Source organism: Mesorhizobium sp. M1B.F.Ca.ET.045.04.1.1 (genome assembly GCF_003952465.1).
In the GTDB taxonomy this organism is placed as follows: Bacteria; Pseudomonadota; Alphaproteobacteria; order Rhizobiales; family Rhizobiaceae; genus Mesorhizobium; species Mesorhizobium shonense.
The window spans coordinates 7,228,830-7,255,420 of record NZ_CP034448.1 but is presented as its reverse complement, the minus strand read 5'-3'; the positions used below and the strand labels follow the sequence as shown (position 1 = coordinate 7,255,420).

Annotated in this window: 18 protein-coding genes; 13 read left to right on the top strand and 5 right to left on the bottom strand. The window is 62.2% G+C overall.

Annotation, left to right across the window (positions count from 1 at the left end):
• Positions 1-129 precede the first annotated feature (129 nt).
• Entirely contained in the window at positions 130-984 is an 855-nt protein-coding gene (locus EJ071_RS35760; protein WP_126102052.1) for an MBL fold metallo-hydrolase, read from the top strand.
• A 50-nt stretch (positions 985-1,034) separates the two neighbouring features.
• Here the strand turns inward: EJ071_RS35760 and EJ071_RS35755 are convergent, their stop codons facing one another.
• Both EJ071_RS35755 and EJ071_RS35750 read right to left on the bottom strand, forming a co-directional pair.
• Positions 1,035-1,805, bottom strand: a complete 771-nt coding sequence (locus EJ071_RS35755) for a polysaccharide deacetylase family protein (RefSeq protein ID WP_126102051.1) — start codon at positions 1,803-1,805, stop codon at positions 1,035-1,037.
• Complete coding sequence (locus EJ071_RS35750; RefSeq protein ID WP_126102050.1) at positions 1,802-2,890, bottom strand: glycosyltransferase family 4 protein; 1,089 nt, start codon at positions 2,888-2,890, stop codon at positions 1,802-1,804. Before EJ071_RS35750 ends, EJ071_RS35755 begins: the two co-directional genes overlap by 4 nt.
• A 74-nt stretch (positions 2,891-2,964) precedes the next feature.
• Between EJ071_RS35750 and EJ071_RS35745 the strand changes: the two genes are divergently transcribed.
• From EJ071_RS35745 to EJ071_RS35715, 7 genes are all read left to right on the top strand, one after another.
• Positions 2,965-4,143 carry a DUF3095 domain-containing protein gene (locus tag EJ071_RS35745; protein ID WP_126102049.1) on the top strand — a complete coding sequence of 393 codons (1,179 nt, stop codon included), beginning with the start codon at positions 2,965-2,967 and terminating at the stop codon, positions 4,141-4,143.
• 302 nt (positions 4,144-4,445) lie between these two features.
• Positions 4,446-5,786: an adenylate/guanylate cyclase domain-containing protein gene (locus EJ071_RS35740; protein WP_126102048.1), complete on the top strand. Its 1,341-nt coding sequence runs from the start codon at positions 4,446-4,448 to the stop codon at positions 5,784-5,786.
• A 141-nt stretch (positions 5,787-5,927) separates the two neighbouring features.
• Positions 5,928-7,823, top strand: a complete 1,896-nt coding sequence (locus EJ071_RS35735; protein WP_126102047.1) for an ABC transporter ATP-binding protein — start codon at positions 5,928-5,930, stop codon at positions 7,821-7,823.
• The gene (locus EJ071_RS35730; protein WP_126102046.1) at positions 7,820-9,718 is read left to right on the top strand and encodes an ABC transporter substrate-binding protein; all 1,899 of its coding nucleotides are present in this window, start codon (positions 7,820-7,822) and stop codon (positions 9,716-9,718) included. Before EJ071_RS35735 ends, EJ071_RS35730 begins: the two co-directional genes overlap by 4 nt.
• A 2-nt stretch (positions 9,719-9,720) precedes the next feature.
• On the top strand, positions 9,721-10,719 hold the full coding sequence (locus tag EJ071_RS35725) for an ABC transporter permease (protein WP_126102045.1): 999 nt from the start codon (positions 9,721-9,723) through the stop codon (positions 10,717-10,719).
• Positions 10,716-11,897 carry an ABC transporter permease gene (locus EJ071_RS35720; protein WP_126102044.1) on the top strand — a complete coding sequence of 394 codons (1,182 nt, stop codon included), beginning with the start codon at positions 10,716-10,718 and terminating at the stop codon, positions 11,895-11,897. The genes EJ071_RS35725 and EJ071_RS35720 overlap by 4 nt, the downstream gene beginning before the upstream one ends.
• A 198-nt stretch (positions 11,898-12,095) precedes the next feature.
• Positions 12,096-12,575 (top strand): class I SAM-dependent methyltransferase, encoded by a 480-nt coding sequence (locus EJ071_RS35715; protein WP_126102043.1) that lies wholly within the window; start codon positions 12,096-12,098, stop codon positions 12,573-12,575.
• Positions 12,576-12,597: 22 nt separating this feature from the next.
• Here EJ071_RS35715 and EJ071_RS35710 read toward each other — a convergent pair whose 3' ends face one another.
• Complete coding sequence (locus EJ071_RS35710; protein ID WP_126102042.1) at positions 12,598-14,013, bottom strand: adenylate/guanylate cyclase domain-containing protein; 1,416 nt, start codon at positions 14,011-14,013, stop codon at positions 12,598-12,600.
• A gap of 34 nt (positions 14,014-14,047) precedes the next feature.
• Between EJ071_RS35710 and EJ071_RS35705 the strand changes: the two genes are divergently transcribed.
• The 3 genes from EJ071_RS35705 (at position 14,048) to EJ071_RS35695 (ending at position 17,229) form a co-directional block, all read left to right on the top strand.
• A complete protein-coding gene (locus EJ071_RS35705) occupies positions 14,048-15,040 on the top strand; it encodes a hypothetical protein (RefSeq protein WP_245460102.1) in 993 nt (330 codons plus the stop codon).
• 73 nt (positions 15,041-15,113) lie between these two features.
• Positions 15,114-15,638: a GNAT family N-acetyltransferase gene (locus tag EJ071_RS35700; protein WP_126102040.1), complete on the top strand. Its 525-nt coding sequence runs from the start codon at positions 15,114-15,116 to the stop codon at positions 15,636-15,638.
• Between the two features lie 205 nt (positions 15,639-15,843).
• Positions 15,844-17,229, top strand: a complete 1,386-nt coding sequence (locus tag EJ071_RS35695) for a hypothetical protein (protein WP_126102039.1) — start codon at positions 15,844-15,846, stop codon at positions 17,227-17,229.
• Between the two features lie 114 nt (positions 17,230-17,343).
• On the opposite strand, the gene EJ071_RS35690 is transcribed toward EJ071_RS35695, so the two are convergent.
• Positions 17,344-19,113, bottom strand: coding sequence for an adenylate/guanylate cyclase domain-containing protein (locus tag EJ071_RS35690; RefSeq protein ID WP_126102038.1), 1,770 nt, complete (start codon positions 19,111-19,113; stop codon positions 17,344-17,346).
• A 239-nt stretch (positions 19,114-19,352) separates the two neighbouring features.
• On the opposite strand from EJ071_RS35690, the gene EJ071_RS35685 reads away from it, so the two are divergent.
• Both EJ071_RS35685 and EJ071_RS35680 read left to right on the top strand, forming a co-directional pair.
• A complete protein-coding gene (locus EJ071_RS35685) occupies positions 19,353-22,652 on the top strand; it encodes an adenylate/guanylate cyclase domain-containing protein (RefSeq protein WP_189521341.1) in 3,300 nt (1,099 codons plus the stop codon).
• A gap of 19 nt (positions 22,653-22,671) precedes the next feature.
• On the top strand, positions 22,672-23,352 hold the full coding sequence (locus EJ071_RS35680; protein WP_126102036.1) for a redoxin domain-containing protein: 681 nt from the start codon (positions 22,672-22,674) through the stop codon (positions 23,350-23,352).
• A 255-nt stretch (positions 23,353-23,607) separates the two neighbouring features.
• Here the strand turns inward: EJ071_RS35680 and EJ071_RS35675 are convergent, their stop codons facing one another.
• Positions 23,608-26,517, bottom strand: coding sequence for a trifunctional glycosyltransferase/class I SAM-dependent methyltransferase/polysaccharide deacetylase (locus EJ071_RS35675; RefSeq protein ID WP_245460101.1), 2,910 nt, complete (start codon positions 26,515-26,517; stop codon positions 23,608-23,610).
• Between the last annotated feature and the right edge of the window lie 74 nt (positions 26,518-26,591).

Below are 26,591 nucleotides of genomic sequence, written 5' to 3'. Positions count from 1 at the left end.
TGACGTGCGCTCAATCCTCGCCGTTGTGACGGCACTGGCCTCTTGCTTAGAATATCTCCCGGAGAAACCTGTCTCGCCTAGCAGCAGTTGTTTGGCTACGATAGGCGACGGGGACTGCGAAGGGCTAGCATGGACGACGACGTTTTCCTGGTCAGATTTTGGGGCGTGCGCGGCAGCATTTCGGTATCGGGGCCAGAATTCTCTCGCTATGGCGGCAACACGATCTGCATTGAGATGCGATGCGGCAAGCATACGCTTCTGTTCGACGCGGGCTCCGGCATACGGCCTGCCGGCTGGGCGCTTCGGGCGTCGGGCGTGAACGATGTCGACCTGCTTTTCACCCATTGCCATTACGATCACATCATCGGCCTGCCGGCTTTTGCTCCGATCTATGACCGGAGCGTCAAGGTTACGCTTTGGTCCGGGCATCTCGCAGGACGCATGACGACCCGGCAGATGGTCGATGAGTTCATTCGCCCGCCCTGGTTTCCGGTGACAATGGACGTTTGCAAGGCAAGCCTCGACTGCCGCGATTTCGTATCCGGAGACGTGCTTCGGCCGCGCGAAGGGGTGGTGATCCGAACCGGCAGTCTTACCCACCCGGGCGGCTGCATAGGCTACCGGGTCGAATGGGGCGGCCGCGTCGTGGCGGTGATCACAGACACCGAACACGAGCCGGACAAGCTCGATCTGGCGGTGCTCGGCCTGATCGAAGATGCCGACCTCGTCATTTACGATTGCACCTACACCGAGGAGGAAATGGAACCCCGCCGCGGCAACGGGCACTCGACATGGCAACAGGGCGTCAAGCTCTGTGAGGCGGCCGGTGCGCGGGGGCTTGCGCTGTTTCACCACGATCCGACTCGCACCGACGAGGAATTGGACGAGATCGAGAAACTGGCCAAAGACAGGTTTGCCGGCGCTTTCGCCGCGCGGGATGGCCAGACGCTCAAATTTCCCGTCTCATTGCACAAAAAGCGCTGAGCTATTTGCCCCTACCTCCTTGTTTTGACGCAATTCCGGACGGAAACCGCTCACACTTTTCCTGGAATTGCTCTACCGGCGCTGCGCCCGATCAATGTCCTGATCGGAAGCCATGCGCAGGCTTCAGTCCGTGCGGTGACTGTGAACAGCCGTTCGAGGAAAAGCCAGGCCGATTCATCATGTACGAGATGGTGGGTGAGCAGGCCGACCGGCTCGCCGCCGTCGTGCCGCAATTGCGCTATGATAGCCTGAACCAACACGTCATGATCGCGGCAGCCGCGCGTGCCATGCCAATCCATGATGTCGACATTGCTGTTGACGACCGCCAGTGAAGCCGGCTTCGGCGGCCCATAGACAGACAATGCCGCAAATCCTATCGATCCAAGGTCGGATACCAAGCCGGCGTCGATCCTGTTCCAGGGTGGCACCAGCATCGGAACGGCACGTGCGCCGTGCAGGCCGGTCACGTGCGACAGCCCGCGAGCCAGATCGTCGAGCACCGCCTCGCGCGGCCGATGCGCGCCGAGCTCCTGCTTTTTCTGGTCCTCGGGCGCATGATTTCGGTGCGCCCAGCCATGGGTGGCGACCGTGGCATGCGGCGCCTCGTCAAGCCGGACGACAAGCTTCTCATCAGTCAGCGCCGGAATGACCGCCAGAGTGACCGGAACCGCGAATTCAGCGGTGAGGGCGAGCAGCCGATCAAGTGCAGGCGTCGGATCCACGGCGTCATCGTCGCGCAGCCAGAACTCCGCCTTACGGCCCGCCCGTCGCCGGAAAGCCAGTTCTTCCACCAGGGGCTGCCAGATCTGATCGGATGTCATGAAACCGGGATCTTCGCAAGAAGTCCGACCAGACGCGCCACTGCGGCACCGAGGGAACGTTCTTCGAGGATGAAGCGTCTGGCTTCCGCGGCCATGACGGTTCTTTCGTCGTTACCAGCCAGAAGCCTTTCAATGGCGGAAGCGAACGCCGCCACATCGCCCGGCGGGGTGAGAAGCCCGGTCCGGCCGTGCCGCACGACCTCCGGAACGCCGGCGATGTCCTGAGCCACCACCGGAAGGCCGGCGGCCTGCGCTTCAAGATAGGCAACGCCATAGGCCTCGCCGCAACCCGGCCAGACGTAAATTCCCCCACTGTAGAGGACATCCGGCACGGCGGCCGGCTCGATCGCGCCAAGCCATTCGATACGGTCGGCGGGCAAGCCGGCGAATTGCGCTTTGACCTCGTCGCGGGCAGGCCCGTCCCCGACGACCGACATGGTCCAGGGCAGATGGCCGATCGGACGGAGCGCTTGCGCCAGCATGCGATAGCTTTCGGCTTTGTCGCCCGGACGCATCATGGCGACGGTAACGAGGCGCGTCGGACAACCCCGTGCCGGCGTTTCTCGGAACGGCGAGGTGTCGATGAAGGGCGAAAGCATACCGAAAGCGGCGCCGGGAAGCGCCTCTGTCAGTCCCTGACGATCCCTTTGCGTGAAGCAGATGTTCAGCGCTGCCTGTTCGACGGCTCGCACCACCAACGCTTGCGTATCGGCCCACAAGCCGGCGTTGCGCCGCCTCGAATAGGAGGCTTCCGCAGTCACATAGGGGACAGCAAAGGCCGACGCCAGCTCGGGCCCGATCAGATCGGGCGCCTTGTAATAGGGATGATAGCAGAACCAGAGATCGGGCTTGCCGTCACGATCCCAAAGCTTAGTCAACCGCGCGGCTTCCTCTCGGGCCGCGATCTTGAGCGCATCGAAACTTTTCGCTTCCGGTTCGCGTAGATAGAAGCGCAAATCGGATGCCAGTTCGACGCTATGCCCTCCATGCTCCAGCGCCTTGACCAGCATCCGTGCCATCTGGCGGTCGCCGGAGGCAACGGGATCGTTGGGCGACTTCAGCGGCGCGTAGAAGGCTATTCGCATCGCCAGACCCTATCATCGGAAAGCCTGTGCAAGTCAATTTCGAAGCATGATCGACATCACCTTCAAGCAGTGGAATGTGCTATCTGATGCTCATGGAAACAGCTGCCGTGCCCGACCCGTTTGTCGCTTCTTTGCCGGTCTTCGCAAAGTTCGAAAGCGTTGCCGATATCGATAACTATCGTCCCATCCCGGATGGCTGGGCGCTGGCCACCGCCGACATCGTCGGCTCGACCAAGGCGATCGGGGCCGGGCGCTATAAAACCGTCAATATGGCCGGCGCCAGCGTCATTTCGGCGCTGCTCAATGCGCTGGGTCGGCAAGATCTCCCCTTTGTCTTCGGCGGCGACGGCGCGCTCGTGGCGTTTCCGGGCTCGGCGCTGGAGGTCACCCGCAACGCGCTTGCGGCTGTGCAGAGATGGGTGGCGGACGAACTGGACCTGACCTTGCGCGCCGCAATCGTGCCAATAAAGGATATAAGAGCGCAAGGCCTCGACGTTCGGGTGGCGAGGTTCCGGGCCTCCGAAGCGGTCTTCTATGCCATGTTCGCCGGCGGTGGCGGCAGTTGGGCGGAAGCCGAGATGAAAGCGGGGCGCTACCGCATCGATCCTGCGCCGGCCGGCGCGCGGCCGGATTTGACAGGTCTCTCCTGCCGCTGGAACCCGATCGAAGCCCGGCATGGCGAAATCGTCTCGATCATCGCCATACCGGGGGTATCGCGCGACTTGCGCGGTTTTCAGTTTCTGGCCTCCGACATCATCGCCCTTGCCGGCAGGCAGGAACGCGACGGCCACCCGGTGCCGGTGAACGGGCCGGACTACAGTCTACTGCCCGCCGGTCTCGATATCGAGGCGCGGGCCGTGGCGCCGGCAGGACGGCGGTGGCTGGCGAAGCTGTGGGTAGTGTTCCTGATGACGCTTACGGCTGTCACCGATAGATTTGGCTGGACGATCGGCAGTTTCGATCCGAAGGTCTACAAGCGCGACGTGGCGAGCAATTCGGATTTCCGGAAATTCGACGACGGCTTGAAAATGACCATCGACGTTGACGCGGATGTGTTGCAACGGATCGAGAACCGGCTGAAACAGGCGGAAGAGGCGGGCATCTGCTACTATGGCCTGCACCGCCAGAAATCGGCCTTGATGACATGCCTCGTCGCTTCGCCGCTGCAGCGCGATCACGTTCATTTCATCGACGGCGCCGCCGGCGGTTATGCAATGGCTGCCGCAAGCCTGAAGGCGAAGATGCCGGACTGACGACGGCTTGCGGAAATTCGATTTTCCGAGACTCTTCGAGGAAAGGGGTCTGATCCCGTCGTTTTTTCGATGTCAGGATCATGGTTGCAATCCGCCGGCAGCCTCGACACATAATACCCCAGGAAATAGATGCAGTTGCGCCTGCTCCTTGCCGGCAAGGATAGTCATTCGAGAAATTCTTCGCCGGCTTTTGTCGCCCAAGCCGGCCTCGTTGACTAGGGTCCTATCTTTGGGTCGGTGGCGGACTGTGTTATGGCGGATCAAAGGATAATGGCTCGTCTTCGACGGGTTTTGGAGATCGTATGAGCACGGCGCAAGCAGAAATTTCCACCATTCTCATGGATAAGGTTGCCGATTGGCTGAACCAATCGGCTCTGGCGGGCAACGACCTGGAAACATTGGTAAAAGGCTTTTGCGAACGGCTGGCTGCTGCCGGCCTGCCGCTGAAGCGGGTGCATCTGAGCTTTTCGATGCTTCATCCGCTTTATGATGCGCTTGGCTTTACCTGGCTTCGCGGCAAGGGCATGGAAGTGGAAGGCTTCCGCCATAAGGCCGGCTTGCCGTCTGAAAGATTCCTGACCAGCCCCTACTACCATCTGCTCAGCAACAAGCTCGAGCATCTGCGACGCCGGCTCGACCCATCGGTGCCGTCGGAGTTTCCTGTTTTCGATGACCTCCGACTTATGGGCATCACCGATTACATTGCTTTTGTCCTTCCCTTCAGCGGCAACACCAGTCAGGGCATGATGGGGTCCTGGTCCACCGACAGTGCCGCGGGCTTCAGCGACAGCATGATTTCGGCGCTGCTGCGCATCCAGAGCCATCTCGCCATCGCAACCAAGATGGCGGTGCTCACCAAGCTCGCCGACAACATGATGACCACTTATCTCGGCGGCGACGCCGGCAGGCGCGTGCTTGACGGTCAGATCAAGCGCGGCGAGGGCGATACGATCCGGGCCGCGCTGGTCATGGGCGACATGCGCGGGTCGTCAAGGCTTGCCGAAACCTCGGGCCGCGAAATCTATATCGATACGCTGAACCAGTTTTTCGACGCCGTTGCTGCACCTTTCAATCGCAAAGGCGGGCAGATCATGAGTTTCATCGGGGATGGCTTCATTGCCGTCTACCCTTGCGAAAGGCATCGCTCACAGTCCGAGACCGCCTGCCAGGCTGCTCTTGCGGCAGCGCACAAGGCCGCGGCGCGCATGGTGGATCTCAACCTGCGCAGAAAGGAAGAGGGGTTGTCCGACATAAAATTTGGTATCGGTCTGCATGTCGGCAATGTGATGTTCGGCAATGTCGGGCTTACCGACCGGCTCACATTCTCTGTCTTCGGTTCGGCTGTAAACGAGGTTCAGCGCCTCCAGATCCTGACCAAGAAATATCCGCACAGCGTTCTCGCCAGCAAAGACTTCGCCAGCTATTGCGGCGACAGCAGCTGGCTGACGCTCGGCAACGAGGAACTGCCTGGCATCAAGCAGAAGCTGACGGTACTTTCACCCGATCTATCGGGCGCTCTCGCACTCGATGAAGACGGTGCGCTGGAGCCGATTTACGACCGAATGTCGGATGCCGAGCAGGTCATGCTGCTCCATCGCGATGCCTCGCGGCTGTCGGCGGGCGACCCGAGGAAGCTCCAGTAACCGCCACGACCTGGCCCGAACGCGCGGTAGGCGGTCCAGTCGCCGGTTACGCCGCCGACGGCCGTTGCGAATCCAAGTTGCTCTGGGCTGGCAATGCGCTAGTCTCGCTTTCTGGATCTGCCAGAGTGGGGCTGGTGTGGAATGAATTCGGGTGTTGATCTGCTGCGGATCGAGGATGTTGGCATCTCCTTTGCCATAATCGGGGGACCGTTGCATGCCGTCAGGCGCGCAAATCTTCGCGTCCTGCCCGGCAAGGTTACCGCGCTTGTGGGCGAGTCAGGTTCCGGAAAATCGGTCCTCAGCCAGGCGGTGATGGGCATTTTGCCAAGCTCGGCCCATGTTCGCGGCCGTATTCTGTTTTCCGATCCTGAAAAGCCCGGCACGACGCAGGATATCCTGCAGATGCCGCGTGATGGACCCGAAATCCGGGCGTTGCGAGGCAGCCGCATCGGCAAGATCTTTCAGGAGCCGATGACATCGCTATCGCCGCTGCACACGATCGGCAACCAGGTTAGCGAATCCCTGCAGATTCATTCGCCCATGGCTCGGGCGGACCGAAAGGAGCAGACCGAGGAAATGCTCGGCCTTGTCGGCTTTCCCAATCCCAAACGCGCCTATCACATGTATCCCTTTGAACTTTCGGGAGGATTGCGTCAGCGCGCCATGATCGCCATGGCGCTTATCTGCCGGCCGGCCCTGTTGATCGCCGACGAGCCGACGACGGCGTTGGACGTCACCATCCAGGCGCAAATCCTGCAATTGCTGCGCGGGCTTCAGACCAAGCTGAACATGGCGATGCTGCTGATCACGCACGATCTCGGCGTGGTCGCCAATGTCGCCGACGAGGTGGTGGTCATCTACCATGGCGAGATCATGGAAGCGGGACCCGTCGAGGCGATTTTCCGCCGGCCAGGCCACCCTTACCTGAAGGGCCTGATGGCGGCCGTTCCGCATTTCGACCTGAAGCCTGGCGAAAGGCTAAAAGCGCTCCGTGAGGTGCCGGTGAATGTCGGGAACCTGCTCGGCAAGCAGACGGCGCCGGCATGGAAGGGACCGGACGACATCCTGCTGTCGGTCAGAGATCTGAAAAAGGTCTTCACCATCCACAAGTCCGGATGGTTCGGCGGGGATCATCAAACCACTGTTCGCGCCGTGGACGGCGTGAGCTTCGATATCAGGCGGGGTGAGTGCCTGGGGCTGGTCGGCGAAAGCGGCTCCGGCAAAACCACCGTCAGCAAGATCCTCATGCGGGCTGTCACCCCCAACGGCGGCTCTGTGATCTTCAACGGCCGCGATGGAGCGATCGACGTCTTGCAAGGCGACGGCGACGCCCTGCGCATGTTGCGCGCGAAAATCCAGATGGTCTTCCAGGATCCGGTTTCATCTCTTTCACCTCGCATGACGGTCGAGAACATCTTGAGCGAGCCGTTGGAAATCCATCAACGTGGCAATGCCGCGTCCCGTCTCGCCACGGTCAAGAGCCTGATGCAGGCAATCGGGCTCGATCCGCGCTTCATCAAGCGCTATCCGCACAGTTTCTCCGGCGGGCAGCGTCAGCGTATCGGCATCGCGCGCGCGTTGGCGCTGGGACCTGAACTGCTGATCTGCGACGAGCCGGTTTCGGCGCTCGATGTCTCTGTCCAGGCGCAGATCCTGAACCTTCTGAAGGACCTGCAGAAGGAACTGGGCCTGACCTATCTGTTCATATCCCACAACCTGGCGGTGGTGGACTACATGGCAGACCGCATCGCGGTGATGTGCGGCGGGCGCATCGTCGAGCTTGCGCCGCGCGAAGTTCTGCTCAGGAAACCCGTCCACCCCTACACGCGCTCGCTGGTCGCCGCGGTGCCTTTCCCCGACCTCGACAGGCCGATGGATTTCAAGACGCTGAAGCTCAGCGGCGCTTCCGACACCAGCGCGTGGGGACCGCAATTCCGCGACGAGGGCGACGAGGACATGCTGTCGCCGCTCGATCTTGGCGGCGGCCACCTCGTGCTGGCCCGACGTTCGGCCGATGTCAGCGAGCTACGCCATTGATCAGCCGGCGCACAGTCCTTGGCTTCATGGCTTCGGCATTTCTGCCGGGCACGTTGCGCGCCGGCGATCTGGAGCCGGAATTTCTTCAGCCGCAACTGAAGGCCAGGGCGCTGCCGGCACTCGCCGAACGCCTGCCCAAGAGCCCGCGCGCGTTGAATCTCGCTGCGATGGGCCGGCAGCCCGGCCAGTATGGCGGCACGCTGCGCACGATCATCGGCAGCCAGAAAGATATCCGGATGATGACGATCTACGGGTATGCTCGCCTGGTCGGCTATGACGAAAAGCTCAACATGCAGCCCGACATTCTCGAAAGTTTCGACGTAGCGGATGATCGCGTCTTCACTTTCAAGATACGGGAAGGACACAAATGGTCTGACGGCAGCCTGCTGACGCCAGAGGATTTTCGCTATTGCTGGGAAGATGTCTGGCTGAACGATGAGCTTTCGCAGGGCGGGCTCGCCCCGGTCCTGCTGGCGGACGGCAAGCCGCCGCGCTTCGAGATCGTCGATCCTTTGACGGTCCGTTATAGTTGGGATGCGCCCAATCCCGACTTTCTGCCCAAGCTCGCTGCCGCTTCGCCGCTATCGCTCGTTCTGCCGGCCGCCTATCTCAAGCAGTTCCACAAAAAATACCAGGATCCATTCCGGCTCGCCGGCCTGATGAAGGAGAACCGGGTCCAGAAATGGACGCTCCTGCATATCCGCATGTCGCGGCAGTATCGCCCGGAGAACCCGGATCTGCCGACGCTCGATCCCTGGCGGAACCGGACCAAGCCGCCGGCTGAGCAGTTCGTCTTCGAGCGGAACCCGTTCTTTCATCGAATAGACGAGAATGGCCGGCAACTTCCCTATGTTGACCGGATCGTCATGAATGTCAGCTCGTCGGCGATCATTTCCGCCAAGACCGGTGCGGGCGAGAGCGACCTGCAAGGCATGGGAATTGACTTCAGCGATTACGCCTTCCTGAAGGATGCGGAGAAGCGCTACCCGGTGAAGATGCATCTCTGGAAGCGCACACAGGGTTCGCGGCTGGCGCTGCTGCCCAATCTGAATTGTGCCGACAAGGTGTGGCGTGGCCTTCTTCGCGACGTGCGCGTGCGCCGCGCGCTTTCGCTCGCTGTGGACAGGCGCGAGATCAATCTGGCCGTGTTCTACGGATTGGCGCAGGAAAGTGCCGATACGGTCCTGCCGGAGAGCCCGCTCTACCGGCCGGAATTCGCGAAAGCCTGGGTCGCCCATGATCCGGACCAGGCCAATGCCCTGCTCGACGAGGTCGGGCTTAAGACGCGTGACGATGACGGCTTGCGGATACTTTCCGACGGGCGCCCGGCGCAGATCGTAGTGGAGACGGCCGGCGAAAGCACGCTGGAAACCGACGCGCTCGAACTCATCACCGATCACTGGCGCCAGATCGGCATCGCCCTGTTCATCCGGACTTCGCAGCGCGACATCTTCCGCAGCCGCGCGCTTGGCGGCCAGATCATGATGTCGATGTGGTCGGGCATCGACAATGGCGTGCCGACCGCCGACATGAACCCATACCAGCTGGCCCCCACCATCGACGACCAGCTGCAATGGCCGCTCTGGGGCGCTCACTACCTGTCTCATGGCACGGTCGGTGAGGCGCCCGATCTTCCGCCTGTGGTCGAGTTGATGGCTTTACTCAAGCGCTGGAACGCATCGACCGAAGCCGCCGAGCGCGCCGAAATCTGGAATTCAATGCTGTCGATCTACACCGATCAGGTGTTTTCGATCGGCACGGTAAACGGAACGTATCAGCCGGTCCTGGCATCCTCGCGGCTGCGCAATCTGCCTGACAAGGCGCTCTACGGCTACGACCCGACCGCCTATTTCGGTGTCTACATGCCGGATACATTCTGGCTTGGAGAGTCCTGAGCGTGCTTCGATATATTGTCTGGCGCATCGCTGTGATGGTTCCAACGCTGCTGATCATATCGGCGTTGGTGTTCACGATCATCGAACTTCCCCCAGGCGACTACTTCGACAGCTATGTCGCCGAGCTTCGGGCTCAGGGCGAAGCGGTGGATTCCGATCGCATCGTGATGATGCGGAAGGAATATGGCTTCGACAAGCCGCCGGTCATTCGCTACTTCTACTGGGTCGGCGGGATGCTGCACGGCGATTTCGGCTATTCCTTCGAATATGAGTTGCCGGTTCGCGACGTCATCGGGGACCGAATGTGGCTGACCGTAATGGTTTCCTTCGTCACGATCGTCTTCACTTGGCTCATCGCCTTTCCGATCGGCATGTACTCCGCCACGCATCAATACAGCTGGGGCGACTACGGCCTGACTTTCTTCGGCCTTCTCGGGCTTGCCATTCCGAACTTCATGCTGGCGCTGATCCTGATGTATTTCGCCAACATGTGGTTCGGCACGTCCATCGGCCATCTCATGGACCAGCAATATCTCGGCGAGCCGATGAGCTGGGCCAAGGCGAAGTCGATCCTCGCCCATCTCTGGATCCCGGTCTTGATCATCGGCACCGGCGGCACGGCGAGCATGATCCGGAGGCTGCGCGCCAATCTGCTCGACGAGCTTCACAAGCAATATGTCGTGACGGCTCGCGCCAAGGGCCTTCATCCCTTCAAGGCGCTGGTCAAATATCCGCTGCGCATGGCGCTCAATTTCTTCATTTCGGATATAGGCTCCATCCTGCCGGCCATCATCTCCGGCGCCGAAATCACGGCGATCGTGCTGTCTTTGGAAACGACCGGACCGATGCTGATCAAGGCGCTGCAAAGCCAGGACATGTATCTAGCAGGGTCGTTCCTGATGTTCCTCGCCTTCCTGACGGTCATCGGCGTCCTGATTTCCGACCTGGCGCTGGCGCTGCTTGATCCGCGAATTCGATTGCAGGGCGGCAGCACCAAATGAACACCCAATCGCCGCTGCCCGCTCCGGGTGCCCCGCTGCAACACTACGTTTCCATCGCGCCCTTCGACCTGCAGTCGGTCGAGGCGATGACGCCGGAGCAGTCGAAGGTCTTTCAGGCGTCGCAGTTGCGGCTGATGTGGTGGAAATTCCGGCGGCACAGGCTTGCCCTTATATCCGGCATATTCCTGGCAGCGCTTTATTTCGGGATACTGATCTGCGAGTGGCTGGCGCCCTACAATCTACACACGCGCAACATGGACTACATCTATGCGCCGCCGCAGCGGGTGCACCTGTTCCACAACGGCCAGTTCGTCGGGCCCTTCGTCTATGGCCGCCAGATGACGCTGGATATGGACACGCTCAAGCGGAACTACGTCGACAAACAGGACGATGTTCAGCGGATCCGTTTCTTCTGCAAGGGCGACAGTTACCGGTTCTGGGGCCTGATCGAAGGTGACAGGCATTTTGTCTGCCCTGCCGAAAACGGCCAGCTCTTTCTGGCCGGCACTGACAGGCTGGGGCGCGATGTGCTCTCGCGCATCATCTATGGCGCACGCATTTCACTGACAATCGGCCTCGTCGGCATCAGTTTCAGCTTCCTGCTCGGCATAGTCATCGGAGGACTGGCCGGTTATCACGGCGGCATCTTCGACCTGGTCGTTCAACGGATAATCGAAGTTCTGCAATCGATCCCCAGCATTCCGTTATGGATGACTCTGGCGGCGATCATGCCGATAACCTGGAGTCCGATTCTGATCTATTTCGGCATCACCGTCATTCTCGGGCTGCTCGACTGGACCGGACTGGCGCGGGCCGTGCGTTCAAAGCTTCTAGCCTTGCGGGAGGAGGATTACGTTCTGGCCGCGCAATTGATGGGTGCCAGCAGCGGCCGCATTATCCGGCGGCACCTCATTCCCGGCTTCATGTCGCATCTGATCGCGGCGGCGACGATCTCCATACCCGGCATGATCCTGGGCGAGACGGCGCTGAGCTTCCTCGGGCTCGGCCTGAGGGCGCCGATCACCAGTTGGGGTATCCTGCTCACCGAGGCCCGCAGCGTCAGCGTGATCGCGTTCTATCCATGGCTGCTTTTGCCGATACTCCCCGTCATTCTCGTCATCCTGGCGTTCAACTTCCTCGGCGACGGCTTGCGGGACGCCGCAGACCCCTACAAATGAGATCGCTATTCCACCGCGCGGGGTGCCGGTAAGGTCCTTGTCGGCGGCCTGTCCGATTGTTGCAATGTTCATTGTTGGCCTCTATACGCGGCAAGGTCCGATCGGGGTTTAACACGCCGCTCTCGGGTTTCAGCCGCCAAACGCCCTGGTCGGAGGCATTGCCGATTTCGTGGACCGGTTCAGGACATACGATCGCATATGAGTCGCCTCGATAGTTTCATCCGCAGGATGACGGCACAGCGCGACATTCTCGATCAAGTCTGCGCGGAAGTGGCGAAGATGGAGGGGCCGGTGATCGAGTTCGGCCTCGGCAATGGACGGACGTTCCACCATCTGCGCGAGCGCCTGCCTGGACGCCGGATCGTGGCGTTCGACCGCGCGCTTGCCGCACACGCCAGCTCAATTCCCGAGCCTGAAAACCTCGTGCTCGGGGAAATACGCGAGACGGCGATCAGGTTCATCGGCATCGACGCCGCTCTTGTTCACGCCGACATCGGCACCGGCTATGAAGATCGCGATGCAGTGACCGCTACCTGGCTTCCCGATCTGACCGCGCGCCTGCTTCGCGTCGGCGGCATCGCGGTCAGCGGCACGCCGCTCGATCACCCGCGGTTGCAACGCCTCCCGCCGCCGCCCTCGGTGCCTGCCGATCGTTATTTTGTCTGCAGGCGCGTGTGAGGGCCCGAGACGACCGAAGTCTTCAGGGGATCGTATATATCGCTATCTCCCGCTCAATGCCGCGCAGCGAGACTTCGTGGGGCACGGGCGTCAGCGCGTTCCTGTGCAACAGATCGGCGGTAAGATTGTCGTCGACCACCGCACGAGTGGCGAAGATCGCCTGTGCGTTGGCAAGGTTCTGGACCCGCGAGGCAATGTTGACCGTCTGGCCGAAATAGTCCTGTCGCTCATTCATGGACACGGCGATGCAGGGGCCGGCATGGACTCCGATCTTGAGCAGCAGATCCTCGCGACCGCTCTTGTCGTTGAGCGCACGCATGGCATCGCGCATCCTGAGGGCCGCAGCAATCGCACGATCAGGCGTCGGGAAGGTCGCCATCACCGCATCACCGATCGTCTTCACCACCGCGCCTGCCTCCGCCGCGACGATCTCGTGCAGAACCTGGAAATGCTCGCGCACGAGATCGAAGGCTGAAAGGTCGCCCACCCGCTCGTAAAGCTCGGTCGATCCGCGCAGGTCGGTGAACAGGAAGGTCAGGCTGGTGATCTTCAGGCGCTGGTTGATGTCGAGCGTGTCCGTGCGGTAGAGATCGCGGAACGTCTGGTTGGTGAGCAGGCGCTTGGCGGTCAGGAAAGGCCGGCGTTTGCCCAGGAGATCATGCAATTCCCGGCCGGCGATGAAGACCGTCGGCAGCACGCGGGTGTCGGTCCTGTTTTCCAGCGAAATGCGCAACGGGCCGGGTTGCATCTCCAGCGTCTGGCTCTGGACATGCTCGCGGTCGAAGACCAAAGAGAGGCTTCGGCGCTCCCTTGTTGGTTCGCCCTTGACGTCGATGAACTGCACCGAATGGGTGACCGGCTCGAAGACGATGATGAATTCGGACGGAAGCTGTATGGGCAGAACCGCCCTTTCACCGGGCGCAAGCTCGATATCCTCCAGCGAGAACGCTTCCATCGTTTTCGCGAAATCCTCTTCCGGCAGATCGACGCCGGACCCCCAGTAGATCTGGCGGAAATATTCCACCAACGGCAGTTCGTGTGGATTGTGGGCGGCAATCCTGCGCACGCGGGGACTGACGGTGAACGTCACCTCGACCATCTCGTCGAGGGTTGGCGAATAGCCCTCGGAGCACAGCGCGCAGGTGTATTCGTCCTTCTGCAGGGTTTTCAGCGTGGCGTTGGTGTCGAGCACGCCGCCACAGCCGGGGCATAGAACATTCCAGGAAATGTCGAAGATGCCCACCCGCGCCGCATGGAGAAAGGCGCTTATGGTGCGTTCCTCGTCGAGGCCATGCTTGCTGGCGAAGGCCGGCGCGTTGATGCGGCAAAGTTCGCGGTCCTTGCCCTCCGTGACGGTTCGCTTGATCGCGTCGATTGCCTGTGGATCGACGTCGGTCGATTGCCGCAGAAGCGAGAACAGATCCTGAGCTTCGTTCATCGTGCAGGCTCCGGAAAATGCGCCCCGAGCCGTGTTGACCGGCCGGTCCTCGGTCCGAGCGTTCCATCTTACTTCGAAACGGGCCGTACGGCCATTCGAATGGATAAACCTGGTGACAGTTCAATTTCCGTTCGGCGGATTTTCACCGGCCGCAAGCGGCACTATGATGGTCCCTAGGGCATTCATGTTTGGGACTTCTCCCATGCCGACATCCGACAACCCGCCATTTCCCGCGGCCCTGCGGCTTTTCTCGGCGGTTGTCATCATCGTCCTGATCGTAGGCGCCGGCCTGTTTTTCGCGCCCGTGCTGGTCAAGCCGCGCTGGCCCTGGGCCGTCACGCCGTTCAATGCCCGCTTTCTCGGGGGCTTCTACACGGCCGAAATGGTCGTGATGGCGGCGCTGCTGGTCTGGAATCGCTGGTCGCCCGGCAGGCTCGTGCTCGTTATGGCCTTCATCTTCACCGTCATCGTGTCGGGGGCCTCGTTCGTCAATCTCGGCTATTTCAATTTCGAGCGCAAAGCGCCCTGGCTCTGGTTTTTGGTCTATCTGGGCTCGGTCGCTGTATCCGGGCTGTTCCTGTGGCGGACCAGGGCCCGTCCTTCTGCAAAAGGCGCGGCCTTAAATCCCGCATGGCGCGGCTACATGGCCGTGGAATCGGCGATCCTCGGGCTCTATGGCGTCGGCCTGCTGCTGTTCCCCCTGCCATTCAGCGGCTTCTGGCCATGGCCGGTCGATGGCTTCCACGCTCAGGTCTACAGCGCCATCTTCCTTGCCGGTGCCGGCGGTACATATCTCGTCTGGAGAAGCGCGCCGCGCGAGGAACTGCTGGTGCTCGGCCTGGCGCAGTTTCTGGTTGGCCTGCTTGCCATCCTTGGCCTCGCCCTCACCGACGCTGCGGTGCACCGAATCGACTGGAGGGCGACCGGGACATTGTGCTGGCTCGCCCTTTTCGGGTGGATCGGCGTCAGCGGCGTCTTTAAACTCTACGCCGCCTCCCGGTATTTTAGCTCGCAACCGGCGTCATAGGCTGCGGAGACGGCTGGATTTTCAGGTGCCGTCCGGTGCATCGTGCCGGGCCGATTGTCTTCGCCGGAACGCCATGACCAGCACGACCTCGCCATCCTCCGCTAAAATCCAGCCGCAGCTCCGGCCAGTCCGGCCAAGCGACGCGGAGGCGCTTTGCGCCATCTTCAACATGCCGGGCTTCCGCCGCGGCACGTTCAGGATGCCTTTCGAGATGGTGGAGCAGGTGGAGCGGCGCATCGCCAAGTCCGGCCAGGAGACCACCTGGATCGTTGCGGAATTGGACGGCAAGGTCGTCGGCCATGGCAAGCTGGTCGTGCAGGGTTCGCCGCGCCGTTCGCATGTCGGCGAGATCAATATCGGCCTTGACGATGCCTTTGTCGGCAAGGGCATCGGCTCTGCCATACTTGGCGCGCTGCTTGACGTGGCCGACAACTGGCGCGCCCTGAAGCGGGTCGAATTGACCGTCTATGCCGACAACGAACCGGCCATCCGTCTCTACACAAGCCACGGCTTCGAGGTCGAGGGCCGGCATGTGAAGGCAGGTTTTACCGACGGGCAGTACCAAGACCTCCTGAGCATGGCCCGGCTGCGGTTCTGAGTCCCGCTGTTTGGCCCTGACTGTTTAGCCGTCTAACAGTTCGCGCCGAGACCCGCGAACAGGTGATTGCTGGAGAACTCCGTTGGATACGCTCAATTTCGTCTCACACCATCTTGATCGAATTGACGATCTTCGTGTGGCCGGCCGCATCCAGCACGTCTGGTCTCCCTTGGCGTTTGCACCGCAAAGCGGCTAGACGAAACCAATGACCGCCGCAGTTGACCCTATCCCTACGCCTCCGGTGGAAATTCTGGCTGTGCTGTCGCTGCTCTGCCCGGAAGTCGTGCGTGACATCGAGCAGAACTGGAATGCACCGGTTTCCGACTACGCCCGCCATCTGTGGCGGCCGGTGGCAAAGCCCGCATCGGGCCCGGCGGTCGCTGCCCGCTCGATCCTGCGCGAAGTCCTGCATCGGCGCCTTGGTGTGATCATGCAGCCCGAAGAGATCGGCAAGGCCCTCGAAGAATTCGAGCAGAGACCGGTGATTCAGGCCGGCCTGCACTGCTTGCTTCTGATGGACCGGATCACCTTCGATGCCCTCCTGCTTGCCTGGCTCGGCGCGGTCGAAAACGGGCTGTCGGCCTTCTTCGGCTTCATGGGAACGACGATGACCATGGAGACAATTGGCCGGGAGGGGCCGGGATGGCTCGATGTCGGCGACGACAAGGTCAACCTGTTTGGCATGGGGCGCCACAAACTGTGCCGCAAAAGCGCCTGCGCGGCCGGTCCCGTCACTCTCAACAAGCGCGCGCTCGAAGCGGTGGGCGACGAAACGGATGCCAGCCGCTGGCTGGGCACACTGCTTGCCAGCCAGGACAAGGTGTTTGGAATCGCCGCCGATGCGCTGACAGCCCTCAACGAAGATCTGGTGGCCGATTGGGATCGTTGCGGCATGACCCTGCCGGTTTTCATCGATGATCGGCTCGCCGCGGCCGCCATGGCGCGGCATCTGGAATATGACGGCAGCCTTCTTTCGAGGCTGCTGATTGAGCCTGCAAGGCGTCAGCGTCTCGAACGTGCCTTAAAAGAGGCCGCATCGGGCCCGTTTGGCAGATTCCTGCCCGATGCCACGGCCTATTTCTGGGGCATCCGAGAGGAGCGTGTGCGCAAGCTCGTCCTCGAGGACGGGCACCTGATCGAGCCCGACAGGCCGCATGGTCTTTCCATCCCGTTCGAGCGGCCGCATCTCAAGCAGGCGCTGCTGGACGGGGTGCTGCTGCCGAACCTGTTCCTGACGTTCCTCGTCCTCGCCATATTGCCGCGCGTGCGGGTTGTGGGCGGCCTGAGACAGATTGGCTATGTGGCGCTTTTCCACTCGATCCTGCTGGCTGCGCTGGACGAAAACGCACCGGAAGAGCGCGATCTGGCTGCGGAGCTGCAGGTTCGGGAAAATGCCTGGGGCATGCGGGTCATCGATGAAAAGATCTCGGTCCGCGACCAGCTTGCCGGTCTGCCGGAAGGGGCGCTCTTCCCGGACCTGCTCCGGCAATACCGTTTGCGGACATTTGCCGAGACGACCGACGGCCTGAAACTGGTTCGCGAAGACGCCCGGTGGCGCAAGATCGGCCAGGCCGAGATCAAGGCGACCTGAGCCTCGCTTCAGGCCTCATTTCAAGTTAACGGCAGCCAAACGGAAACAAACGGTCGCGGAGGGTCCATCGCGATCGGCTGCAGTTCAAGGCCTGACCTGACATGGCCTCACCGGTCATTGCACGATACCGGCCTTGCGGAGCCCCTCCACCACGAGTTCGAAATCGGCAGGGTTCTTGTAGGGCAAGACTTTGCGACGGTAGTCCAGCGAATAGTCGGGATTGACGCGAAGCACCTCCTGCCAGGCCGTGCGGGCCTCGGCGAAACGGCCCAGATGGCCGTAGCTGGCGGCCAGAAGCGCGCGCGAGACGTCGGTGACAGCGTTGCGAGCCAGCCGTTGCATCAAGAGGTCAACGGCCTCCTCGTACCTTCCTAGTTGAAACGAGGCCAAAGCCTGGAAGTGCAGAAGCACATCCGGAAAGTATGGATTCAAGGCCTTCCCCCGGGCGAAGCTCTCGAGGGCCTCCTCGGACCTGCCCGAATAGTACAGCGCCTCGCCGAGGATGACGTGCCCTTCGGCGAAGTTCGGATTGAGGACTATCGCGCGCTCGGCCTCGTCGATGGCCCCATCGTGCCGTCGTGTGTACAGCTTGACGATAGCCAGCGCCCAGTGCGCCCAGGGATCGCTGTCATCCAGCATTACCGCTCGCGTTGCGACCTCTTCCGCTTGCGCCATCGATTCCGGCGGCGACGCACTCCACCTGTTCAGGTAATCGAGCCCGTGCGTGAGGGCGAGGAAGGCGTGGGCAGAGGCAAACTCCGGATCCTGTTCGATGGCACGTTGCAAGAGGTCGCGGGCTGCGATGTTCGTCTCCTTCGTCAGCCGGTACCACAGCTCTCGGCCCCGCAGGAAACAGTCATACGCCTCGATGTTGCGCGGGTGCTCGGGCGCCAGCCGCTGACGGTCACCCTCAGTCAGATTGAGCGCCAGCGCACCGACGATCTGCTGCGTCACGTCGTCCTGCACGGCGAATATGTCGGTCAGGTCGCGATCGAACCGCTCCGCCCAAAGATGGCCGCCCGAGGTCGCATCGATGAGCTGCGCGGTGATGCGCACCCTGTTCCCAGATTTGCGTACGCTGCCCTCAAGCACATGCCGCACGCCGAGCTTCGTGCCCACCTCCTGCACGCGGACGTTCTGGCCCTTGAAGGTGAACGACGAATTGCGTGCGATAACGAAGAGCTGCGACAGCTTGGACAGCGCCGTGATGATGTCTTCAGAGATGCCGTCGGCGAAGTAGTCCTGTTCGGCGTCACCGCTCATGTTGGCGAACGGCAGGACGGCGATCGACAGTTTCGGCGGCGCGGCCGTCGCGAGACGGCTCGCCGCGGTTTCCGAGGCCGCGGCCGCCTTGGTCCCGGCGCCGACTTGCAGCGAATAGACCCGGATCGGCTCGGCGATGTTCTTGAGCTGTGTGCTGCCGAGATCGCTGACCGAGAGGTCGAGCCTCGCCTTGACCTGGCGATAGGCATCCTCGGATAGGCAGATGGCGCCGGGCGCCGCGACGCCCTCCAAACGCGAGGCGATGTTGACACCGTCGCCCATCAGGTCGCCGTCGCTTTCTTCGACCACATCCCCCAGATGGATGCCGATCCTGAACTCGATGCGGCGGTCCTGCGGCACGCCGGCATTGCGCTCGACCATACCGTTTTGAACCTCAACGGCGCAGCGCACGGCATCCACCACGCTGCGAAACTCAACCAGCGCCCCATCCCCTGTGCGCTTGATCACCCGCCCGTGGTGCACTGCGATGGTCGGATCGATCAGGTCGCTGCGCAGCGCCCGCAATCTCGCCAAGGTACGATCTTCGTCCGCGCCCGCGAGCCGGCTGTATCCGACCACATCTGCAGCCAGGATTGCGACCAGCTTACGATTCTCGCTCATGGTCCGTCACCTCATCTCCACGATAGCAGGAGACGGAGGGTAAGAGGGAATTTTCGCAAACGACGGCCACGCAGCCGCCCGAATCGGCGGCGCTCTGCCACCTGACCCGCACGGATCGCTCGATGCCATTTGCGCTGCCGCTTGCTGGTCGACGGTTATCGGTTCATCCTTGTGAATATTGCGGCCGTGAAGTGCGTAGCGCGATCACGTCGTCACGGCCCCAAGTGAGGTCTTGTTCCATGGACTGCTCGGGCTGCGGTTTCGAGGTTGAGGGCGGTTACGCCTTCTGTCCGAGGTGTGGCAGGCGCCAGCCCGTGCCATGCGCCAGCTGCGGCTACCTCTGCGCACCTGATTTCGAGTTCTGTCCGAAATGTGGGGCAAGCGTCGGTGCGCCGGCAAAGGCCGTCGAACGGCCTGCTCCGACACCAAGCCGGACCATCGTGCCGCCATCTCGAACTCCGTCGCTGCTTCCGAACATCGAAAGCGAAGAAGGGCTGCATCCCGTCTCTGACGCCGATCGCCGGACGGTAACGGTCCTGTTCGCCGACCTTTGCGGCTTCACCACGCTCAGCGAGCAGCTCGACCCCGAGGTGATGCAAGCGCTGCAGAACGAACTGTTCAAGGAATTGACGGCGGCCGTGCGAAGCTTCGGTGGTTTCGTCGACAAATTCATCGGCGATGCGCTGCTCGCCTTGTTCGGTGCGCCGGTCGCGCATGAGGACGATCCGGAACGCGCGCTTCGCGCCGCTCTCGACATGATCGCCCGGACGGCGCGGCTCGGCGAAAACGCCCCCCACTCCGGATCGCCTCTGTTGCTCCACATCGGCATAAACACTGGTCCGGTCGTCACTGGCGGATTGGGCATCGGCACCGCCAAATCCTATTCGGTGACCGGCGACACGGTGAATACGGCGCAACGCCTGCAATCGCTGGCCGCACCGGGTGAGGTGCTGGTAGGCGAGCTCACTCACAGGCTGACCCGGCATGCCTTCTCTTACGAGCCGTTGGGTGATGTCGTGCTTCGCGGCAAGGCCGGCAGTGTTCTCGTCCATCGACTGGATGCACCGCTTGCGGCGCCGCGCGCAGCGCGCGGACTCGAGGCGCTCGGCCTCAGCGCGCCAATGGTAGGTCGTGGTGCGGAGCTCCAGAGAATGCTGGCGAGCCTTGACCAGGCGTGCAGCGGCTCGGCGCAACTCGTCCGCCTCGTCGGAGAAGCCGGTATCGGGAAATCGCGGCTGGTGAAGGAGTTCGTTGCCCGCGTCGGCGACGAGGATCGTTTTCGCAATGTCGCCGTGCGGCAGGCCACGTGCTCACCGCTGGGTGAACAATCATTTGGCGCCTTGGGCGCAGTGGTGCGCAGCGCTGCCGGGATGATGCAAAACGACAATGGGGACGAAATGCGGGGCAAGCTCGCAGCCTTGCTTACCGATCTCGGTCTGCAGGGCGAGGAGGCGCAGCGGCTGATGCCTTTGCTCTACCATGTGCTTGGCCTTGGCGACCCCGATGCTACGTTGCAGCATGTCGAGCCCGAGCAGCTGCGGCGGCAAATTCTCTACGCAGTCCGCACAATCGTCGAACGGCGGCTTGCATTGTCGCCCCTGTTGATCGTTGTCGAAGACCTGCACTGGGCCGACGCCGCTTCGCTCGAGGCACTGCGTTTCGTGATGGACAGGTTGGAACGCACGCGGTTGATGGTGCTGGTCACGCATCGGCCGGCGCCGGACAGTGGCCAGCTCGACTCAAGTCGGGTCAGTCACACGGCGCTCAGGCTTTCACCGCTCAATAGTAGTGACGGACGCAGCTTGCTGGCGGCGCTTTTCGGCGAGAGCTGGGTAAAGTCCGCAGGAGGGCTTCTCGACCAGATCCTCGAGCGCGCGGGCGGCAACCCCCTTTTTATAGAGGAGATCGTTCGCGGACTTATCGATCGCGGTGTACTGACGCGCGAGGGCCAGCGATGGCGGACTGTGGGGGGCGAAGTTGCAACCGGCATTCCCGCCACCATCCAGGCAATGCTGCTTGCTCGCGTCGACCGGCTGCCCCAGGAGGTGCGCCGGTTGGCCCAGGAGGCCGCGGTGATCGGCCCGCGCTTCGATGCGACACTTTTGAAAGCCGTGACAGCCGACCCCGGCCGGCTGGAAGCCGGCTGCGAGCTGCTTTGCGATGCCGAAATCATCGAGGAAGTCGCCGGATCGGGCTCGGTCTCGTCGCAAAGCTACCGCTTTACGCAAACATTGCTGCAGGACGTGATCTACCAGAATCTGCTCCTGCAACGCCGGACCGACATCCACGGACGGGTCGGTGCCGCCTTGGAGCGACTGTGCGGCGACAAGCCGGAACGGCTCGAGGATTTGACCGTGCTCGGCCATCACTTCGCACAGAGCGCCGAGCGGGAGAAGGGCGCGCAATACCTGCAGGCGGCTGGCGATCGCGCTCGCATGATATACGCCAACGACGACGCCCTTCGTTTCTACGAGCGAGCACTGACCGCGTTGGGCGCGATCGGGCAAACGCCGCTCAAACTGGCAATCGCAGAGCGCATTGCCGATTTGAGCGGCCCGGCAGGCCGCCGCGAAATCGCGCACCACCACTACGAGACGGTGTTGCAGGCATACCGCGACGCAGCCGATCGTGTCGCTTCGGCGCGAGTTTTGCGCAAGATCGGTCGGCTGCTCTGGGACGTCGGCAAGCGGGACAGCGCAGAATCCCGCTACGCTGAAGCCGCAGCGCTCCTCGATGGAGCGGATGCCCCGATCGAGCAGGCGCATCTGTGGCAAGAACGTGGCCGACAGGCGTTCCGTAGCGGAGATCACGCTCTCGCGGCAAAATGGGCGGACGCCGCCCTGGATGGCGTACGCACCCTGACAACAGAGCATGTCTCCGAGGTAGGGCGTGATGCCACTCTTGTGACCGCCGAGGCACTCAACACCAAGGCTGTCGCGCTGGCTCGCCTTGGGCGAAACCTTGAAGCGGTGCGTCAGATTGAGCGTAGCATTGAATTGGCCGAAGACGCCGGTCTGCTGGGAGCGGCCTGCCGCGGCTACACCAATCTCGGCGTGCTTTACACGACCATCAATCCGGCGCAGGCCATAGAGGTCTGTCGGCGCGGTCTTGAAGTGGCGCGCCATATTGGTGATTTGGGTTTCCAGGCGCGCCTCCTCGCCAATCTGGCGGTCGCATGTTGTACTTTCACGGATCGCTGCCCGACGGAAGGCGTGCCTGCCGCGGAGAAGGCCATCGAGATCGACCGGGCGCTCGACCAGCGCGAGCACCTGCCGGTGCCGTTGATCGTGCTTGGGCAGATCCATCAGTGCAACGGCCGTCCGGAACTGGCGGTCGGCTTGTTCCACGAAGCACTGGACGTGGCCCGCGAAACGGGCGAGCCCCAACTGCTGTTTCCGTGCTATGATGGTCTCGCAACGCTTAATCTCGACCTCGATAATCTGGCCGAGGCCGAACGCTACTTTTCCCTGGCGCAGGGTATTTGCGCCCAGCACGGGCTCGACCCGGAAGCGCTTGTGGTGCTGCCTTTTCTCGATTAGCCGGGCGGGAGGTTGAAAAATGTCCGCGCGTATTGACTTGGTACCGCTTCAACCGGGCGACCGTGCGCCGAACGTGGTGCTCGATGCCATTACCCAGGAAGGCAAGATCGCGCTCGACGACTTTCGCGGACAAAAACCGCTGCTGGTCGGCCTGTTTCGAGGTCTGCATTGTGCGTTTTGCCGGCGCCATATCGCCGCCCAGGCGCGACTTGATCCGGAGCTGCGCGAAAAGGGCGTGCAAAGCCTGACGGTGGTCAACACGCCGATCGAACGGGCGCGTCTCTATTTCCGCTACCACCCGATGCCGAATCTGCTTGCGGCCTCCGACCCTGAACGCGCTTCACATCGTGCTTTTGGACTGCCCAATCTCGAATTCACCGAAAACGAGACGGTCTGGCCGTACAAGGTCTCGATGGCGGCGGCGAAGGATATGCGGGTCGACGTACCGGGCGAGTTGCCTGGTCCAATGGATCCTTTTGCGGCCAGCGAATTCCTCGACAAGAAGGACAATTACGAAGTGACCGAGGCCGACGAGCAGATGATGGCGACGGGACACGGACAACTGATCGGTCAGTTCCTGCTGGACCGGCAGGGGGTCGTCCGCTGGAGCTTCACGGAGGTTCCGGAGGGTGGGCGATACATGTTTGGGGCGCCGAACCCGCAGGAGCTGATGTCAGCCGTGTCACAGGTCGCCCAATAGACTTGCGAACGAGGCGACGTGGCGGGACACTGAAGAAAAGCGGAACCAATTTGTCACAAATCTAAAGCGCGTCGCGATCTTTCAGATTCGCTCCCTGCGCTTTAGGGTTTGATTTTACGCATGTCTCTGTCCCGAAACCGGTTCCCACTTTCGGGAGACATGCTGTGGACGCTGGCCTCGGCGAGCCAGAATGTACGGTTCTGGCAATGACCGGCACGCTCGTGCCAGCTCGCACCCGGCTGACAAGTTCACCGTTCATTCGAGCACGGCCTCGACACGGGCAACAAAGTCATCGAGCGAGCGATCCCCGCGAACCTCGATGCGCGGAAGGTCGATGGGATCGCAATCGAGGTCCGCCGGCCCATGTTTGCCGCCGAAGCCGATCCGATAGCCGCATTCCTTGGCCAGCCGGCCGAGCCGTCGGTCGGTGACAGAGAAGGGTGCCGCGAACGCCGTGGTCGGCCGACCGGTCCACCGTTCGACGAACATGCGGGAGCGCAGGAGCTCGGCGGCCAACTCAGAACTCGACAGACCATCGATCGCGCGATGCGTCGCCAGATGGCTTCCGAAGAACGCACCCTCGCCGGCGAGGCGTCGCACCGTCCCGGCGTCCATAAGCTGCGTCGGCGGACCGCTGTCGACATCCCACCGTGCACTTTCACCCACCAAGTCCGTTACCAGGAACACTTCCGCGGTCAGGTCGTTCGCGCGTAAGATCGGCCAGGCATGGTCGGCAAAATTCTGGAAGCCGTCATCGAAGGTGATGAGCACCGGGCGACCAACGAAAGGTTCACGGTTGGCGATGGACCATCCCAGCTGCTCGGACGTGATCGCGTGAAAGCCATTGGCGCGCAGCCATGCCATCTGGCTGCCGAATGCTGCGGGCGTGAGCCGAAAACGGGCGAGCGCGGCCGGACCATCATCGGCGACGCTGTGATACATGAGGACAGGCATACGCTGCCGCCGCTCGCTGCGTGCGACGTCGCGGCGCAAGGCCCGTGCCCCGCCCCAGACGACATTTCGCGCGACTCCAATACCGATGGGCGCGCGGATTGGCACATGATCGATCACCGGTTCCGTAGCCACGTCGTCTGGTGACAGGCGGCGGAAGCGGTCTATGCGATAGAGCTCGGTCTGGATCGATTGCTCGAGGACGAGGCCTTCGGTCGCTGCCAGCGTCTGCGAGATCGCTTGTGCACCGAAAGTGTTCCAGTCGAAGCCCGTCCTTTCTACATTGTCACGGAGCACGAATGCGTGTGCGCTGACGAAACTGCCGCCGGGCGCCAACGCCGCAACGATTTTTTTGGCGATGCGCCGCAACTCGTCGAGATCATCTAGGTAGTAGAGCACTTCCGAACAGACGATCAGATCCATCTCGCCCGGCAGCGTGTCCGCAGAAAAATCCAGTACGCCGAACTCGACATTCGGCTGATCGCTGCATCGCGCGCGCGCCCGCCCGACGGCTACGTCGGAGATGTCTGTTGCGGTCAAATGGCCCACTCGCGGCGCCAGTTGCCGCGTGAAGTGGCCCTCCGCGCAAGCCAGCTCAAGCGCGCGTCCGATGGGACCGGCAGGCAGAATTTCGAGCTGCCGCTCATACTTTTCCTGCTCATAGGGCGAACGATAGTTCCAGGGATCCTCGGTCGCGAAACGGCGATTCCAGAACGACGTGCGATCATTGTCGTGTCCATCCGCGGCTCGTCCGCGGCGCGGCGCTGCAATAGGCTCCGCAGGTTCGGCGCTCGACCGAACCAGCCGCCGCGCCTCCGCGGCCAATCGCGCGAGTTTGCCGAAGTGGCTGTCCCGATCAGGCCGGCGTCCCGCCATGGACAACGATGCCTTGGCTGCAGACATGTCTGACTTGTCGGCACCGGTTTGCGATGCAAGCCGCTCAGGGGGCACGAAATTCAGCGCCAACTCAATCCAATGACGCCTTGTCACTTTCCCGAGTGCGCCGAACTGCGCGCGAGCCTCGATCCGGCCATCCATCATCAGATAGGCATAAATTTGATCGATTCCTTCCGGGAGGTCGGTGGAGGCCGGATTTCGAGCGTCGACGCGGATTCCCAGTGTCCGCGCCAGTCTGCGCGGCGCGGCAAGGTCGTCGAAGTCGAGAAGCATTTGCTCAAGGTGATACTGGACGCGGCGACCCGCCGCTGAATCGTTCCAGACCTTGCCGAGTTCGACGATCAACTCGGTGATGGAACCGCCAAACCTGTCCCACCTGGCAGCCAATTGGACGGGCGCCGATAGGCTTCCTGCCACAAGGCCATCGAAGGCCACCTCGGCGATCTCACGCGCCCACTTGCGCCCTGCCGGGAGCGCGTGCAGGGACTGCGGGTCGATCGAGCGCGCGCCGCGGCCGCAATCCGACGCGGCGTTCCACAACGCGAACCACGCGAGGGCTTCGGAAGCGGTGCCGCCATTCGCCGAAATCGCTCCATTGGCGTGAGCCGGTGCTGGGCGTTTGACCCTGGGATCAGGAGAAAAGCCGCGGGCGATCACGATTTCCGCATCTGCCAACATCTGCGTCGAATTGCGGGTGAGCGAGTTGGGGCCGACCCGATAGAAAGCGAGCGGTTCGTCGACCATCACCCAACGCTTGCCTAAACGTGCGAGGCGCTGCCACAGATCCCAGTCCTCGCAGGTGCGCAGCGACACATCGAAACCGCCCAATTCGACAATTGTCTCCCGGTCGACCAGCAGCGCGTGAGTGCGAACGGCACATCGGCGGGCGAATGTTTCGAACGGCTGGATCGCAACCTCCGTCGAGATGCTCGACGGGGTGAGTTCGCCATCGGGCATCACGCGCCGACAACCGCAATAGGCGGCCACTGCATCGGGAGCGCTTTTCAGTGCGGCCAGCATTTTGGCAAGGAAGCTGGCAGCCACCCAATCGTCCGCATCCAGAAACATGAGCCATTGGCCGCGCGCTGTCGAAGTCCCGCTATTGCGCGCGCCGGCGGCGCTATGCGCGCAAGAGCTCAGCGTCCGAAATCGGGCATCGCGCTCCACATAACCGGCGATGATCGCGGGGGTGCGGTCCGTGGAGGCGTCGTCGACGATGATCGCCTCCCAATCCACTATCTCCTGATCGAGAAGGCAATCGAGCGCGCGCGCCAGCGTTGCCTCCGCATTGTGCGCAGGAACCACGATTGAGACCAAGGGATTATGCGCCACGCCGTCTTACCCGCGCCTGGTTCGAAGGTAGGGCAAGAGCCCCGAGACATAGCCGGCGA